The 13,063-nt window shown below is 65.2% G+C and carries 16 protein-coding genes and 2 tRNA genes; 8 read left to right on the top strand and 10 right to left on the bottom strand.

All coding sequences use genetic code 11. From position 1 onward, the window contains the following. The first annotated feature begins 131 nt into the window (after nt 1-131). Both ACK41X_RS01215 and ACK41X_RS01210 read left to right on the top strand, forming a co-directional pair. Complete coding sequence (locus ACK41X_RS01215) at nt 132-659, top strand: hypothetical protein (protein WP_409718225.1); 528 nt, start codon at nt 132-134, stop codon at nt 657-659. 26 nt (nt 660-685) lie between these two features. After that, a complete protein-coding gene (locus ACK41X_RS01210) occupies nt 686-1,180 on the top strand; it encodes a hypothetical protein (protein ID WP_409718222.1) in 495 nt (164 codons plus the stop codon). A gap of 65 nt (nt 1,181-1,245) precedes the next feature. Here ACK41X_RS01210 and rlmB read toward each other — a convergent pair whose 3' ends face one another. Further along, nucleotides 1,246-2,076, bottom strand: a complete 831-nt coding sequence (rlmB, locus tag ACK41X_RS01205) for a 23S rRNA (guanosine(2251)-2'-O)-methyltransferase RlmB (protein WP_409718219.1) — start codon at nt 2,074-2,076, stop codon at nt 1,246-1,248. Nucleotides 2,077-2,253: 177 nt separating this feature from the next. Between rlmB and ACK41X_RS01200 the strand changes: the two genes are divergently transcribed. From ACK41X_RS01200 to ACK41X_RS01190, 3 genes are all read left to right on the top strand, one after another. Then, nucleotides 2,254-2,338: transfer RNA gene (locus tag ACK41X_RS01200), tRNA-Tyr, on the top strand. 123 nt (nt 2,339-2,461) lie between these two features. Further along, nucleotides 2,462-4,012 (top strand): indoleacetamide hydrolase, encoded by a 1,551-nt coding sequence (gene iaaH / locus ACK41X_RS01195; protein ID WP_409718216.1) that lies wholly within the window; start codon nt 2,462-2,464, stop codon nt 4,010-4,012. Between the two features lie 137 nt (nt 4,013-4,149). Then, nucleotides 4,150-4,223 (top strand) — tRNA-Gly (locus tag ACK41X_RS01190). A 31-nt stretch (nt 4,224-4,254) separates the two neighbouring features. Here ACK41X_RS01190 and ACK41X_RS01185 read toward each other — a convergent pair. Next, nucleotides 4,255-4,566, bottom strand: a complete 312-nt coding sequence (locus ACK41X_RS01185) for a hypothetical protein (RefSeq protein ID WP_409718213.1) — start codon at nt 4,564-4,566, stop codon at nt 4,255-4,257. Between the two features lie 92 nt (nt 4,567-4,658). Here ACK41X_RS01185 and ACK41X_RS01180 point away from each other — a divergent pair, with 92 nt between their 5' ends. Then, a complete protein-coding gene (locus ACK41X_RS01180) occupies nt 4,659-4,859 on the top strand; it encodes a hypothetical protein (RefSeq protein ID WP_409718210.1) in 201 nt (66 codons plus the stop codon). Nucleotides 4,860-4,897: 38 nt separating this feature from the next. Here ACK41X_RS01180 and ACK41X_RS01175 read toward each other — a convergent pair whose 3' ends face one another. Both ACK41X_RS01175 and ACK41X_RS01170 read right to left on the bottom strand, forming a co-directional pair. Further along, the gene (locus tag ACK41X_RS01175) at nt 4,898-5,752 is read right to left on the bottom strand and encodes a prohibitin family protein (protein ID WP_409718284.1); all 855 of its coding nucleotides are present in this window, start codon (nt 5,750-5,752) and stop codon (nt 4,898-4,900) included. Between the two features lie 362 nt (nt 5,753-6,114). After that, nucleotides 6,115-6,369, bottom strand: a complete 255-nt coding sequence (locus ACK41X_RS01170) for a GlsB/YeaQ/YmgE family stress response membrane protein (protein ID WP_409718208.1) — start codon at nt 6,367-6,369, stop codon at nt 6,115-6,117. A 310-nt stretch (nt 6,370-6,679) separates the two neighbouring features. On the opposite strand from ACK41X_RS01170, the gene ACK41X_RS01165 reads away from it, so the two are divergent. Further along, nucleotides 6,680-6,886 (top strand): hypothetical protein, encoded by a 207-nt coding sequence (locus tag ACK41X_RS01165; RefSeq protein WP_409718205.1) that lies wholly within the window; start codon nt 6,680-6,682, stop codon nt 6,884-6,886. A 94-nt stretch (nt 6,887-6,980) separates the two neighbouring features. Here ACK41X_RS01165 and ACK41X_RS01160 read toward each other — a convergent pair whose 3' ends face one another. From ACK41X_RS01160 to ACK41X_RS01145, 4 genes are all read right to left on the bottom strand, one after another. Continuing rightward, a complete protein-coding gene (locus tag ACK41X_RS01160; RefSeq protein ID WP_409718201.1) occupies nt 6,981-8,312 on the bottom strand; it encodes a CmpA/NrtA family ABC transporter substrate-binding protein in 1,332 nt (443 codons plus the stop codon). An 81-nt stretch (nt 8,313-8,393) separates the two neighbouring features. Continuing rightward, nucleotides 8,394-9,275 carry a sulfurtransferase gene (locus ACK41X_RS01155; protein ID WP_409718198.1) on the bottom strand — a complete coding sequence of 294 codons (882 nt, stop codon included), beginning with the start codon at nt 9,273-9,275 and terminating at the stop codon, nt 8,394-8,396. 53 nt (nt 9,276-9,328) lie between these two features. Continuing rightward, a complete protein-coding gene (locus ACK41X_RS01150) occupies nt 9,329-10,444 on the bottom strand; it encodes an acyl-CoA dehydrogenase family protein (RefSeq protein ID WP_409718195.1) in 1,116 nt (371 codons plus the stop codon). A gap of 35 nt (nt 10,445-10,479) precedes the next feature. Beyond that, complete coding sequence (locus ACK41X_RS01145; RefSeq protein WP_409718192.1) at nt 10,480-11,022, bottom strand: OsmC family protein; 543 nt, start codon at nt 11,020-11,022, stop codon at nt 10,480-10,482. A gap of 331 nt (nt 11,023-11,353) precedes the next feature. Here ACK41X_RS01145 and ACK41X_RS01140 point away from each other — a divergent pair, with 331 nt between their 5' ends. Next, nucleotides 11,354-12,010, top strand: coding sequence for a TetR/AcrR family transcriptional regulator (locus ACK41X_RS01140; RefSeq protein ID WP_409718189.1), 657 nt, complete (start codon nt 11,354-11,356; stop codon nt 12,008-12,010). 15 nt (nt 12,011-12,025) lie between these two features. On the opposite strand, the gene ACK41X_RS01135 is transcribed toward ACK41X_RS01140, so the two are convergent. Beyond that, entirely contained in the window at nt 12,026-12,382 is a 357-nt protein-coding gene (locus tag ACK41X_RS01135) for a c-type cytochrome (RefSeq protein WP_409718186.1), read from the bottom strand. 144 nt (nt 12,383-12,526) lie between these two features. Then, the gene (locus tag ACK41X_RS01130; RefSeq protein ID WP_409718183.1) at nt 12,527-12,781 is read right to left on the bottom strand and encodes a hypothetical protein; all 255 of its coding nucleotides are present in this window, start codon (nt 12,779-12,781) and stop codon (nt 12,527-12,529) included. Nucleotides 12,782-13,063: the final 282 nt, after the last annotated feature.

Here is a 13,063-nt window from a genome sequence, read left to right as displayed (position 1 = left end):
CCGGCTGGTCACCTTGAGTTAATGCTACCCGATGATTGTGCCGGCCGATTAACCGGGCCAAAGGCCGCGGGCAGCCATAACGACCGACGGCTGAGGGGGCGCAGGCTTGCGCCCGCGCTGGAGTTGGTCGGATGCGTTGGGCGGCTGTCGCGTTCGGGATCGTGCCCGCCGTTGCAGGCATGGTGGACGCGCGCGCCGATCACGGACCGGTTCTGGTGGTACCCGGCCGGCCGAATGTGCCGGTGCCGATCCAAGGCTATAACGCCGCTTGGGGCGTGGTCGAAGGCGACTGGGGTCTCTACCGGCCGGGCGCAGCGCCCGGCATCACGGTCTATCCGTCGCCCTATGTGCCGCCGCTCGAGCCGGAAAAGCCGGTGCGCTACCGCAAGCCCGTCGGCTATTTCCCAACGATGGGCGTCAAGCCCGCTGTCGGGCGGCTGGAGGTCGAGCCGCCTGCCAATCGCGAGCTGCCAAAGCCCGCCGAAGCCTACAGCCGCTCCTGGTCGGCCGAGTCACCGGATGTGCCGCCGACGCAATATGCGCCGACCGGGCCGATGATGATCAGCCCCGAAGTCAATATCGGCTCGCCCTGGGATGAGGGTGGCCAGAATAACCGCCATCATCACCCGCAACCCCAACCGCGACCTCGCCGTCGCTAATTCCAGCCGCCTGAAGAGGACGTCCCATGTCTCGCGTAACGCTCTCCCTGCTTGCCGCCGCCGCGGTCACCATCGCCGCCGCAGGCCCCGCCAGTGCCCAATGCTGCAATTCGGGCTTCGGCTTTGCCGTGCCGTTCGGCTTTTCCAGCACTTGCTGCAACACCGGCTTCAATGTTCAGGCCGCCCCGGTCGTGGTCCATGCTGCGCCCGTGGTGGTGCAGGGCGCCCCGGTCGTGGTGCAGCAGCCGGTGATCGTGAAGCAGCCGGTCATCGTCCAGCATCCGGTGGTGGTGCAGCCGCAGCCGGTGGTGCAGCAATATGTGGTCAATCAGGGTCCGGTCTATTCCGGTCCCGGTCTCAGCGATGCGCGCTATGGGACCTATTACGCGCCGCGTGCACACCGTCCCTATCCCTATGTCGAGGGCCGCTGGGGTTATGGGCCGCGCCGCGCCTCTTACGGTCCGCGCCACCATCATCGGCATCATCACCGTTATGGCCGTCCGATCAGCGTCTATAACTGACGCCGCTCGCATCGTCTGAGCATTGGCAGATCCGGATGCCCGGTCTGCGCCGGGCATCGCTTGCGTCATGGCTTGAGCCGTGTGCTCGCCACGTAAAGCGCGAGCGCTGCGGCATTCGAGACGTTGAGGCTCTTGATCGTGCCGGGCAGGTCGAGCCGGGCTGTGCGGTCGCAGGTCTCGCGCGTCAACTGGCGAAGGCCCTTGCCCTCGGCACCGAGCACCAGCGCCAGCGGACCGCGAAGCGGGGTCGCCGCAAGATCGGCCTCGCCCTCGCTGTCGAGCCCGACCAGAAGAAAGCCGCGCTCGCGCAGCGCGTTGAGACCGCGCGCGAGATTCTGCACGGTGACGATCGGCACGTGGTCGAGCGCACCCGAGGCGGATTTCGCGAGCACCCCGGTGGCCTCCGGCGAATGGCGGGCAGTGGTGACGAGGGCCTTGACCCCGAAGGCGGCGGCGCTTCGCAGGATCGCACCGACATTATGCGGGTCGGTGATCTGGTCGAGGACGAGGACGATGCCTTCGGCCGGCAGGTCGGACAGGTCCGGCGCATCGAGCGGATCGGCCTCCGCCAGAAGCCCGTTGTGAACCGCGTCCGGGCCGAGCCGCCGCGCGATCTCGTCCGGCCGCACGATCTGCGGCATCAAATGCTTGTCGAGACCGGCCTCGGCAAGCCGCTTGGCGGCATTTTCGGTGGCATAGAGCGCGCGGATGCGGCGGTTCGGATTGGCCAGCGCGGCCTCCACCGTATGCCAGCCATAGAGGATTGCGACATCTTCGCGCGCGCGGTTCCGCTCGCCGCGCTGGCGGGGTGGTGCACGGTCGAATCTGCGCGGGGCAGGGGCGGGCTTGCCCCGTTGGCCGGGCTTTCGCGGCCTCGTCCTGTCAGCGTCGCGCATTGGAAAATCCGTGATTTTGGATTGACTTAACCGGCTCTCGCCACCATAACGCAGCCCGCGCCCGGCGGCTTGCGGGATTTTCCCGGCCGACGCGGCGTTTTACAGAATGCCGATCCGGGTTAAACCTTTTGTCGGCATGGCGCGACCAAGGAAGGCTCGCACCGAAAGCGATCCCGTGGAGGGGTGCCCGAGTGGCTAAAGGGGACGGACTGTAAATCCGTTGGCTATGCCTACGTTGGTTCGAATCCAACCCCCTCCACCAATCGTTGTTTGCTCTGCAAGCAACCGAAACGATCACACCGAAACGGCCGTTGCATAGCGCTTGAGCGCGGTTCCTGCCGCAATTGCGTGTAGACTTGCTCCCGACCAGCTTCAGGGGGCTTTCATGCATCATGCATCCCGCCGCGACATTCTGACCGTGGCGCTCGGCCTTGCGGCCGCCAACGCCTGTTCCCTTGTTGCCGCGGTGAGGCCCGCCATGGCGCAAGGCGCATCATCCGCAGCTCCGCAATCCGCCGCCGACATCGTCGCTGCAATCCGGGCAAAACGCCTGACCGCGACCGATGTGGTCAAGGCCGCGCTCGCCCGTGCCGAACAGATGAAGCATCTCAATGCCATCATCACCCTCAATGCCGACGGCGCGCTCGCTGCGGCGAAGACGATCGACGACATGATCACGGCAGGGCAGGCGCTGCCGCCGCTTGCCGGATTGCCGATCGTGGTGAAAGACAACATCAACACCGCCGACCTGCCGACCACCGGCGGAACGCCCGCCCTGCGGAATGCTCGCCCGAAGGCCAATGCGCCATCGCTGCAGAAACTCATCGATGCCGGCGCGATCGTGATCGGCAAGGCCAACCTCCACGAACTCGCCTTCGGCATCACCTCGACCAACGCCGCGTCTTTTGCGGGGCATGTGAAGAACCCTTACGACGTCACGCGCATCCCCGGCGGCTCCTCGGGCGGCACCGCGGCCGCGATCGCCGCCGGTATCGTGCCGGCGGGGCTCGGCAGCGACACCGGCGGCTCGACCCGGATTCCCGCGGCGCTGACCGGAATTGCGGGCTTTCGTCCCTCTGTCGGCAATGGCGGGGCCGAGCGCCGCTATCACGACGCCAATGCGGTGGTGCCGATCAGCCGCACCCGCGACACCGTAGGTCCGATGGGCCGCAGCGTTGCCGACGTGGCGCTGCTCGATGCGGTGATCACCGGTACGCCGGTGGCAGCACCGGCAGAGCTGAAGGGCAAACGCTTCGGCATCCCGGCTTCGTTCTGGTCCGGGCTCGATCCGGAGCTGGAGGCGGTGGCCAAGGCCGCGCGCGGCAAGCTGGAAGCGGCGGGCGTGGTCGTTGTCGATGCAGACCTGCTGGGCTTGGTCGAACTGAATGGCAAGGTGTCGTTCCCGGTCGCGCTGCATGAACCTGTTGAGGATATTCCGGCCTATCTGAAAGCGTCCGGCATTGAGGGCGTCACGCTCGCCGACATTGCCGGCAAGATTGCAAGCCCGGACGTGCAGGGCGCGTTCGGCGCGATCATGAAGGACGCTTTCGGCAAGGATTATCCCGACGCCATGCAAGTGCATCGGCCGGCCTTGCAGAAGCTTTATGCGGATTATTTCAAGACCAACAATCTCGACGCCATGCTGTATCCGACGACGCCCGCGCCCGCGGTGCCGATCGATGCGGAGAGGGGCTCGGGCGAGATCTCGATTGCCGGCGGCAAGCCCGCGCCGACCTTCTTCACCATGATCCGCAACACCGATCCCGGCAGCAATGCCGGCATTCCGGGGCTGTCGCTGTTTGCGGGCATGACCAAGGGCGGCCTGCCGGTCGGGATCGAGATCGACGGGCCGGTCGGCAGCGACACCGCGCTGCTCGCGCTCGGGCTGGCGATGGAGGCATTGCTCGGAACCGCGCCGGCGCCGGCCGCGAAGTGAGAAGGCCGAGCCTGCCGCGTGCAGGTTGCGGCGCGCGGCCGATGACGTTGCGCGGCAGGGGCCTATATTATGCAGACAAGGCCTTGTTTCCGGCGGCAAATTGTGGAAACCAACGGGCGTCCGGCAGCGTCCGCAACGCGGGTGTAGCTCAATGGTAGAGCAACAGCCTTCCAAGCTGATGACGAGGGTTCGATTCCCTTCACCCGCTCCAGACTTTGCCTGACGCGACCCGCGCGTTCCCCTCAGCCTGAAACGCCGTCGAGATGCCGGCGCAGCGTCTCGCGGTCGACCAGGAGCCGTGCGTGGAGTTCCTCGAATTGCCGCAGCAGCGCCATGGCGCCGGTGGCGTCCTCGCCCTGGCGCAGCAATTCGGCGACCAGCTCGCGCTGCTTGGTCAAATCCTCCTCGACCAGCGCGATGTGGCGCTCGAGCTTCTCCGACTGGCTGAGGATCGAGGCGCGGTCCATGCCTGCAAGTCTATCAGTCCGCGGCGTGAGCGGAAGCCCCGCGGCCGGCGCCATCCAGGACGAACAGCCTGTTGTCAATGCTTTCATCGGCCTGCGTCAATCTGTAGGATCGCGCACGCCACGGTCCGTAACGCCGGTCGGGGCGTTCGCATCCATGCGCCGCATTGCGGTCCGACCAAATGTTCTCCGACAAGACCGCGCCCAGCCTGCGCAATTCTCTGAAATTCTGGCTTGCCGCCATCGCAATTTCCGTCGGCGTTGCGCTGTTCAAGGGCGAGATCGGGTCGGGGGTGGTTTTCTTGGTCGCTGCCGCCGCAGTCTATGCATACTGGATTTACGCGGCGCGGTTTCGCAGGACTAAAAACAAGACCGGCCCCTGAGCGGGGCCGGTGCGTCTGCAGGAAAAGGTCGGGGCGCCTCAGCGCGCCACCCCGACGGTCGGCGCCGGCGCCGCTGCGCGCGGGGTGGCGGGCGCAACGCTGCGCGGATCGAGATTGAGCATCGGCACCGCGCCGCCGGGCAGCATGGTCACCGGCAGCTTTCCGTCCCATTTTTCGGCCTGCACCAGGTTGACGAGGTTCGGGTTGTCGCCAAGCGCCGCACCGCGCGCCCGGATCGCGGCAGCTTCAGCTTCGCCGCGCAGCTTGATGGCGTCCGCCTCGGCCTGCGCGCGCTGGCGCACCGCATTGGCCTCCGCGGTCGCCTTGGTGACAACGATCTCGGCCTGAACCTTTTCGCGCTCGGCGTTCTGGCGCAGACGCTGCACTTCAACTTCGGCCAGCATGCGCTGCTCGATTGACTTTTCGTATTCGGCGCTGAAATCGAGATTCTCGATCTGCACCGACTCGATCACGACCGGACCGGCCGCCGCTTTCAGGATTGCGGCCATGACTTCGGAATTGAGCCGTCCACGCTCCTGGATGGCGGTGACGGCGTTGAACTGCCCGAACACGATTTTGGACTCCGAATTGACCTTGGGGAACAGCACGCGATCGGCATAGCCGCGCAGGCCGCCGAACTGCGAGTACAGGTCGTCGACCTTGTCTTCGGTGGCGCGATAGTTGACAGAAATCGTCAGATTGGCCGGCTGCTGGTCGCGGCTGTAGGAATGCACCTTGTCGAACCGGGCACGCTGCGTCTCCAGAGAGATTTTGACGATCGAGTCGATGAACGGAATCTTGAAGCCGAGGCCGGGTGTGGCGATGCCGATCAGCTTGCCGTTGCGCAGAATGACGCCGCGTTCGCGCTGATCGATGGTGTACCAGCTGCCCATCACGATCGAGAGGGCGATCAGGCCGATAATGCCGACGCCAAGGACGACGCCGATCCTGCGGCCCCAGCCGCCGCCACCGCTACCACCGCCTCCGCTCGCGGAGGCCGCCATTTGCGCAAGCGATTTGTTCATGGATCCTGCTCTCCCTCTTTTGCGGACGCGGATGCGCGCGGCAATGCCGCGCGGTGCGGGCCCGGTGTCCGAATGGGTCGCAACCGAAACCCCTCCGGTTCAGCCGTCGGATCGAAAACGGACAGGTTTCAACGACAATCAGTCCGGACGCACAAATGCCGGGCTGCCCGGCGGCGCTGGGCCGCGGGACTCGCCCGGCGTCAGACTAGCAGGTTCCGCCGATAAATGCCTCAGGCCCGCTTCTTGGTGACGATGCCCCAGACCAGGAGAATGATGATGGCGCCCACGACCGCGCCGATCAGACCAGCGCCTTCGCCAGCGCGGTACCAGCCGATGGCCTGACCGAGATAGGTGGCGAGGAACGCGCCGACGATACCGAGAATGGTGGTGAGAATGAATCCCTTGGGCTCATTGTCGCCCGGATGAAGGAATTTCGCGATCACGCCCGCGATAAAGCCGATGATGATCGTCCAGATGATGCCCATGCGCCGCCCTTTCCTGACCTGTGGCGGTATCAAACGCTCCGCCTTGGTACAGGTTCCCATGCTAACGGCGAATCGCGGCAGGAGCCATTCCGGGCTGTGGACGACGCCACGGGAAGCGGCTGGGACGCCCAGCATGGGCGTTTTTCAACCGCGACACAACGCGCCTGCGCGGTGTCGCGCGCGAAGCGGTTGGCGCCGGTTATTATCGCCGGGCGCCGGCACGCCGCCTCAGGATCGTCATTCTTGTGCGTCCATCATCGCTGCGTTGCGTATCTGTCGTGGAACCGTCGCGTAAGCGTAAGGCGTAACCGTGTACCCGAATCCTCTCGTCGCCGATCTGATTCTGTCCGGAATTGCCGACAGGATGGCGCTGCTTCGCAAACACAGGGTCGAACCCAATTCCGAGATCCGGCACGCGTTTATGCGGCTGGACCGGGAATTGGAGCTGCTCGCGCTGACCGCGCGCGCTTCGATCGATTTTCTGCAGGCGCGCGGGCTTCCGCGGCCCGAACGCTGACCGCGGACCGCATCGGCTGACCGCGGATGGGCAACGCCCGGCACGACACCGGGCGCTGTTGCAGGTGGATAGCGCAAGGGCGCAGCTAGGGCGATCAAGCCCTGCGGATCGAAAAGCTCTCCACATACTCGTTCGGCTTGGCCGGATCGAACGCCTTGCCCATCACCGAGAAGCCCTTCATCGAGGCATCCGGCACCGCCATGCCGGCCTCCTTCATGGCTTTGGCGGCTTCGGTGGTGAGGAATACCTTTTTGGCGATGCCGGCATAATCGACGTCGCCTTTCACCTGACCCCAGCGCTTCATCTGGGTCAGGATCCAGACCGCGAAGCCTTCGTAGGGGAATGGATCGAAGCTGACGCGGTTCGGGTCCTTCTTGATGCCGCCAAGTCCGTCGGCGAACGTGCCGGTCAGAACCTGGTCGAGCACCGGTACCGGCGCGTTCAGATAATTCGCCGGCGCAATCGCCTCGGCGATCTGCTTGCGGTTTTCCGGTTTCGAAGCATAGCTGGATGCCTCGATCAGCGCCCGCAACAGCGCCGCATAGGTGTTCGGCATTTCCGACAGGAAGTCGGCGCGCGCCGAGAACGAGCAGCAGGGATGGCCGTCCCACATCTCCTTGGAGATGAGATGGATGAACCCGATGCCGTCGAACACCGCGCGCTGCACCACGCTGTCGGGCGCGAGGAAGCCGTCGATGTTGCCGGCGCGCATATTGGCGACCATGTCCGGCGGCGGCACGACGCGCAGCTGAACGTCCTGATCCGGATCGAGGCCGTTTTCCGCGAGGTAGTAGCGCAAGAGATAATTGTGGATCGAATAGTCGAACGGGATCGCAAACCGCATGCCCTTCCAGGTCTTCGGATCGCGGCGGTCCTTATGCGCCATCGCCATGCAGATGGCCTGGCCGTTGACGTTCTGGATCGCCGGCACGGTGAAGGGCGTTGCGGTCGAGCCAAGGCCGAGCGAGATCGCGATCGGCATCGGCGCCAGCATGTGGGCGACGTCGTATTCCTTGTTCAGGGTCTTGTCGCGCACCACGGCCCATCCGGCGGTCTTGACCACGTCCACGTCCAGCTTCTGCTTGGTGTAGAAGCCGAGCGGATGCGCCATGATGATCGGCGTGGCGCAGGTGATCGGGATGAAGCCGACTGCGAGCTTGGTCTTCTCCAGCGGTCCGCCTTGCGCAAAGGCCTCGGTCGCGGTGGCGACCGGGAAAATTTGCGACAACGCGGCCGTGACAGTCGCGCTGCCGACGGCGGCGAGCAGCGAACGCCGCGTCACCGGGTTGGGGAAAGCGGCGCGCAGCACCGCGGTCTCGACCCGGCTCTGCAGCCCCTTGTCGCTCAGGCCCTCGCAGGCCAGTCCCGGCTCGTGGTCGGCGCCGCAGGCGCAGGCATTCATTCGGGTCGGCGGAGTGTCGGTCATCGGACGTTACCTTGCTGACGTTCGCGGGGGTGAGAGGAAACGGCGCGCGACGCATGGCCGACGCGCCGCGATGTGCCTGCGTCAGGCGGCCTTGCCCTGCATCGCCTTGGGCGCTGCGGGATGGCCTTCCTCGATCGGCAGCGACGGATCGCGCGACCATTCGTTCCAGGAGCCGAAATACATCCGCACGTCCTTCACGCCGGCATTCTTCAGCGCAACGAAAGTGTTCGAGGCGCGCGCGCCCTTGAAGCAATAGAGATAGACCGGCGTGTCGGGCGTGATGCCGACGGTCGCGCATTCGGCGAGAATTTCTTCCGATGACTTGAAGCGCGGGCCCTCGGCGGTCGGCTTCATCATGCGGTACCATTCGAGCCAGACGGCGCCGGGAATGCGGCCCTTGCGCGGGCAGAAGTCCTTGCCGTAGGGCGATGAGCTTTCGCCGATCCATTCGTCGACGTCGCGCACGTCCAGCAGCGCAATGTCGGATTTGCCGAGCGCGGCAAGCATGGTCTTGGCATCGATGATGATGTCGGCGGCTTCAGGCACCACGGGGAATGTGGCGGCCGCGGGCGAAGGCACCTCGGTCGTGACCGGCAGACCTTTGGCGGTCCAAGCATCGAACCCGCCATGCAACACCTTGATCTTCGGATAGCCGAGCATGGAAAGCAGGAAATAGCCGCGGCAGGATTGGCCGAAGCCGGAATTCATCGACTGCTCGTAGATGACCGCCGTTTCCTTGCCGGACAGGCCGGCGGCGCCGAAGGCGTCGGCGAATTTCGATTTCAGCTCCGCCATGCCTTCCGGCGTGGATGTCGCAAGATAGGTGAAGATGTCGTGGACATTGACGGCGCCGGGGATATGGCCCGCTGCATAGGCGTCGGGGCTTCTCGTATCGATGACGACGACGGGCTCGCTTCCCATCATGGTCTTGAGGTCTTCCGCAGTAATCAAAGCCGCAGTCATGACGAACCTCCGTTGTTCCTTGCTTCAAAGCCCCCGGACGTCTCCCGAAAATGTTATTGCGCGCCGTCGGCGAGCATCTTTCTGAGTTGCTTGGTCGCCGGCGTGACGATGGCGACGAAATAGGCTTCGCGCAGCCGGCGTTGCGCGCGATGTGATTTGAGATAGCCGCGCGCGCCGGCATGCAGCATCGCCGCATGCGCGGTCGCGACCGACGCTTCGCCGAGCTGCAACCGGATCTTGATAACGCGCTCCCAGAAGGCCGGGCTTGGGTCATAAGGGGTGGCCGCGAGTGTCATCACCTCGCGCTCGGCCTCGACGAGCAGGCGCTCGAAGTCTTCCGGCTGCTGGTCGAGGAAGCAATTGACGTGACCGAGCATCGGCCGCAGCTCTTTCATGATGGCGATGCAGTCGCGCATCACGCCGAGCCCCATGCCGGCCTGCAGCAGTACAAAGCCGGCGCGGATGCGCTTGACGAAGGGCATCGCGTTTTCGGCGAGGATCAGACGGTCCGGCACGAAGGCATTGCGGATCTGCACGGCGTAAGTGCCGGTGCCGTCCATCGCGAGAAAGGGCGGGCAGGGCTGCAGGGTGATGTTAGGGTCGCCGCAATCGGCAAGGAACATCACCTTTTCGCCGGGTGCGTCCTCGCGCTCGAAGATGGTGCCGAACAGGTGCCCGGGTGCGAGATTGGAGACCCAGGGCAGGGCGCCCTTCACGACATAGCCGCCGTCGACCTTGCGTCCCTTGAGCTTCAGGGTCTCGATCCCGAAGAAACTTTTCATCGGGTTCGACAGCCCGGTGCCGCCGAGCTGAGCGCCGCTCGCAACGGGCTTGAGCCATTGCGCCTGCAACGCCGTGTTCTGCGAATTGCCGATATACCAGGCGAGCGTGTCCTGACACCACGTCATGAACGCGGTGGCGCCGCAGGTCTCGCCAATCACCGACATGGCGGCGATCGCGGGCCGCAGATCGGCGCTGCCATTCTGCGGCATATGTGAGGCAAATGCTCCTTCCGCAGCAAAGCTGCGCAAGATGTCGGCGGGGTAAAGTTCGCCGGTGTCGATGGCGTCGGTTGCCGGCGCGAGCCTGGTCCGCGCCACGGTGCGGACGCGCTCGCACAGGTCTTCCGTTTCGGTCCGGGGTTCCAGTGCGAGCGCGGCCTGCGTCATGGCGTTACGACCTTGTTGTCATTTCGGTTTGCGGATCAGCGGGTCACGGCGAGCGCGACCGAGCGTGTGAAGGTGTTGGCGACCGGCGACCATTTGGTCACATGCGCGATCAGCGCATCGATCTCGTCCGGCGAAACCCCGTCGCATTCCATCGCGACCTTCACCCGCACATCGGTGAAGCCGACCGGCTTTTCGCTGGTATCGCCGGTGCCCCAGACCGCGGTGATATTGAGATCGCCTTCGAGCTCGAGTTCGAGCTTGCGCACGGTCCAGCCGCGATGCACGGCATTGGCATGCAGGCCGACCGCAAGACAGGATCCCAGCGCTGCGAGCGAGGCTTCGGAGGGATTCGGCGCAGTGTCGTCGCCAAGCAACGCCGGCGGCTCGTCGACGATATAAGGCGGAAGGTTACGGATGAAGTTGAGGTGGCGGAACTTGCCCTCCGCAACGGTCTTGCATTTCAGCGTCTTGATGACCTTCGGATTAGCCTTTCCGCTTTCGATCAGTTTTTCCAATCCGCTCCTGTCGATCGGGGCGAGACATCCGGTGAGCACGACTTTTTCCGCGGCAACGGCCATGCGTTCCTCCAGGTTTCAGGCGACGATTTCGCGCCGTAGGCTACCAACCGGTCTGTTTCATTGCAGGGAGCGTGCCAGACCGCGCCGATACGGATTCGCGTGGAATCTCAATCGTTGGGCGCTCGGGGTTGCGGCTGGACCGGCGGGCTTTTGCTCAATGACGGGGCAGTCGGGCGCGTTTTAAGCGGCGTTGCGCTTGCTTTGCGGGCATGGCGACCGGCCAGGCGAGCGCGCCTTCGCCGGGTGCACTCCGCGTCGCGCAGCAGCCGCATGCGTGCACAGGAAGCGGCACGAATTCCGTTTTCCGCGATCCTGCGCTAAGGAATGAGTTATGAACGGGAAGAGCGTTGCAGCCGAACTCGATCCGCGCGCGACGGGCGACGCCGAGAGCGCGCGCAAGCGCCTGCTGGATGCGGCGACCGAATTATTCTGCCGCTACGGGATCAACGCCACCGGCGTCGATGCGGTGATCGACGAAGCCGGAACCGCAAAGACCACGCTCTATCGCATCTTCGGATCGAAGGAGGGGCTGATCGAGGCGGTGCTCGAACAGGAAGGCGAGCGCTGGCGCGACTGGTTTATCGGCGGCATTGAGGCCGGCAACGCCGCGCCGCGCACCAAGCTGATGCGTATCTTTACGCTGCTGAAGGAGTGGTTCTCCGAGGAGCGGTTCTACGGCTGCCCGTTCATCAATGCGATCGGCGAGCACGACAAGGCCGACGAGCGGCTGCGCGCGATCACAATCAAGCACAAGAGTATGGTGCTGTCGCGGATCGAGCGGCTCGCCGCCGAGGCGGAGTTGCCGAACCCGGCGGCGCTGGCGCACCAGATCGGACTTCTGATCGACGGCGCCATCATCGCCGCCATGGTGACGCGCAATCCGAAGGTCGCCGACGATGCGGGGGCGGTGCTGCGCGTCCTGCTCGGCAACGAGCCTCATCGCAAGCAAGGCGCTACGCGGCGGCGCGCAGTGGCCGCGGCACTCTGATCTCGCAATCCTGTTTCAATTCTGGTCGCGCAGCATCTTCATATAGGCGACCAGCGCGCGCGCCTCGTCCGCGCGCAGCACGAAAATCGGCATTTCCGGGTGACCGCCGATGATGCCGTCCTGCAGGCGCTCCTGCATGCGGCCCAGGTCGACTCGCGGTTCGAGCCTGCGGAACGCCGGCGCCGAGGGAATCGGGCTGCGCTCGGCGCGGCCAAGGCCGTGACACGCGCCGCAAAGCCGCTGCGCGATCTGCTCGCCGATCTCGTACGGTCCTTGTGCCGGCGCCGGCTGGCCCGACGCGAGCAGCAGCAATGCCGCCACCGCGGCTGCGGCCAGACCAGGATCCCTCGGCGTCGAGCAATGGCTTTTCATCGTTGCTCTGCGGGAGGAGGAAAACACCACCGCCGTCGCATCAGGATTAGACCTCAACTGGCGCATATTTGTCGCTGGTTCTTCCGGACTATTCCGTGATCCGGACGACCTTAGAGAACCGCAAACCGCCAGAGTTGACAAATATCAAGCGACCGGCCGGTCGAGGATCGGCTCCTGGCCGAATGGGGCACGCACGAGTTCGAGGCGCGGACGCTCGCGGATCGGTCGCGCGTCGCGCTGGGGCGCATTGGCGATGCGGCTGAGGCGGGCTTCTTCGGCTTCGATCAACGCCTGCCAGGCCTCAAGCAGACGCTGGTAATTCTGACGGACCGCGTCGCTTCTGGTGTGAGCGATACGCGATGCACACTCTTCAGCACGCCTGCGATAGTGCCAAAGCATCCGCGCCCCCAAGGTCCGTATCGCGCGAACCGGGCTTCGACTCGCGCACCGCATGCAATTGCGGTAACGGGAACGTGCCGGAACAGGGTTAATGGGGGGTTAAGCCTGCCGTCGCGCTGCGGGGGTCGGGAGGGGCGGGCCGCGAGGGGCGGGACTGCTCAGCGCCAAGGCGAGCGAGCCTGGTCTCGCGGGCCGGCGCCGGTTTGCGACCCTGCGCCGACCCTTGCAAAGCGCCTATCGCTCGGGCATATGCCGGAGGCGGCGGGCCCAAGGTCCGCCGCA

It is taken from the genome of Pseudorhodoplanes sp. (assembly GCF_046289595.1).
In the GTDB taxonomy this organism is placed as follows: domain Bacteria; phylum Pseudomonadota; class Alphaproteobacteria; order Rhizobiales; family Xanthobacteraceae; genus Pseudorhodoplanes.
The sequence above is the reverse complement of the archived record's forward strand: the minus strand, read 5'-3'. Positions and strand labels throughout refer to the sequence as shown.

Excerpts from the sequence above, each read along its gene's own strand:
- ACK41X_RS01215 (WP_409718225.1), top strand. The coding sequence starts at position 132 with ATGCGTTGGGCGGCTGTCGCGTTCGGGATCGTGCCCGCCGTTGCAGGC.
- ACK41X_RS01210 (WP_409718222.1), top strand. The coding sequence starts at position 686 with ATGTCTCGCGTAACGCTCTCCCTGCTTGCCGCCGCCGCGGTCACCATC.
- rlmB (WP_409718219.1), bottom strand. The coding sequence starts at position 2,076 with ATGCGCGACGCTGACAGGACGAGGCCGCGAAAGCCCGGCCAACGGGGC.
- iaaH (WP_409718216.1), top strand. The coding sequence starts at position 2,462 with ATGCATCATGCATCCCGCCGCGACATTCTGACCGTGGCGCTCGGCCTT.
- ACK41X_RS01185 (WP_409718213.1), bottom strand. The coding sequence starts at position 4,566 with ATGAAAGCATTGACAACAGGCTGTTCGTCCTGGATGGCGCCGGCCGCG.
- ACK41X_RS01180 (WP_409718210.1), top strand. The coding sequence starts at position 4,659 with ATGTTCTCCGACAAGACCGCGCCCAGCCTGCGCAATTCTCTGAAATTC.
- ACK41X_RS01175 (WP_409718284.1), bottom strand. The coding sequence starts at position 5,752 with ATGGGCAGCTGGTACACCATCGATCAGCGCGAACGCGGCGTCATTCTG.
- ACK41X_RS01170 (WP_409718208.1), bottom strand. The coding sequence starts at position 6,369 with ATGGGCATCATCTGGACGATCATCATCGGCTTTATCGCGGGCGTGATC.
- ACK41X_RS01160 (WP_409718201.1), bottom strand. The coding sequence starts at position 8,312 with ATGACCGACACTCCGCCGACCCGAATGAATGCCTGCGCCTGCGGCGCC.
- ACK41X_RS01155 (WP_409718198.1), bottom strand. The coding sequence starts at position 9,275 with ATGACTGCGGCTTTGATTACTGCGGAAGACCTCAAGACCATGATGGGA.
- ACK41X_RS01150 (WP_409718195.1), bottom strand. The coding sequence starts at position 10,444 with ATGACGCAGGCCGCGCTCGCACTGGAACCCCGGACCGAAACGGAAGAC.
- ACK41X_RS01145 (WP_409718192.1), bottom strand. The coding sequence starts at position 11,022 with ATGGCCGTTGCCGCGGAAAAAGTCGTGCTCACCGGATGTCTCGCCCCG.
- ACK41X_RS01140 (WP_409718189.1), top strand. The coding sequence starts at position 11,354 with ATGAACGGGAAGAGCGTTGCAGCCGAACTCGATCCGCGCGCGACGGGC.
- ACK41X_RS01135 (WP_409718186.1), bottom strand. The coding sequence starts at position 12,382 with ATGAAAAGCCATTGCTCGACGCCGAGGGATCCTGGTCTGGCCGCAGCC.
- ACK41X_RS01130 (WP_409718183.1), bottom strand. The coding sequence starts at position 12,781 with ATGCTTTGGCACTATCGCAGGCGTGCTGAAGAGTGTGCATCGCGTATC.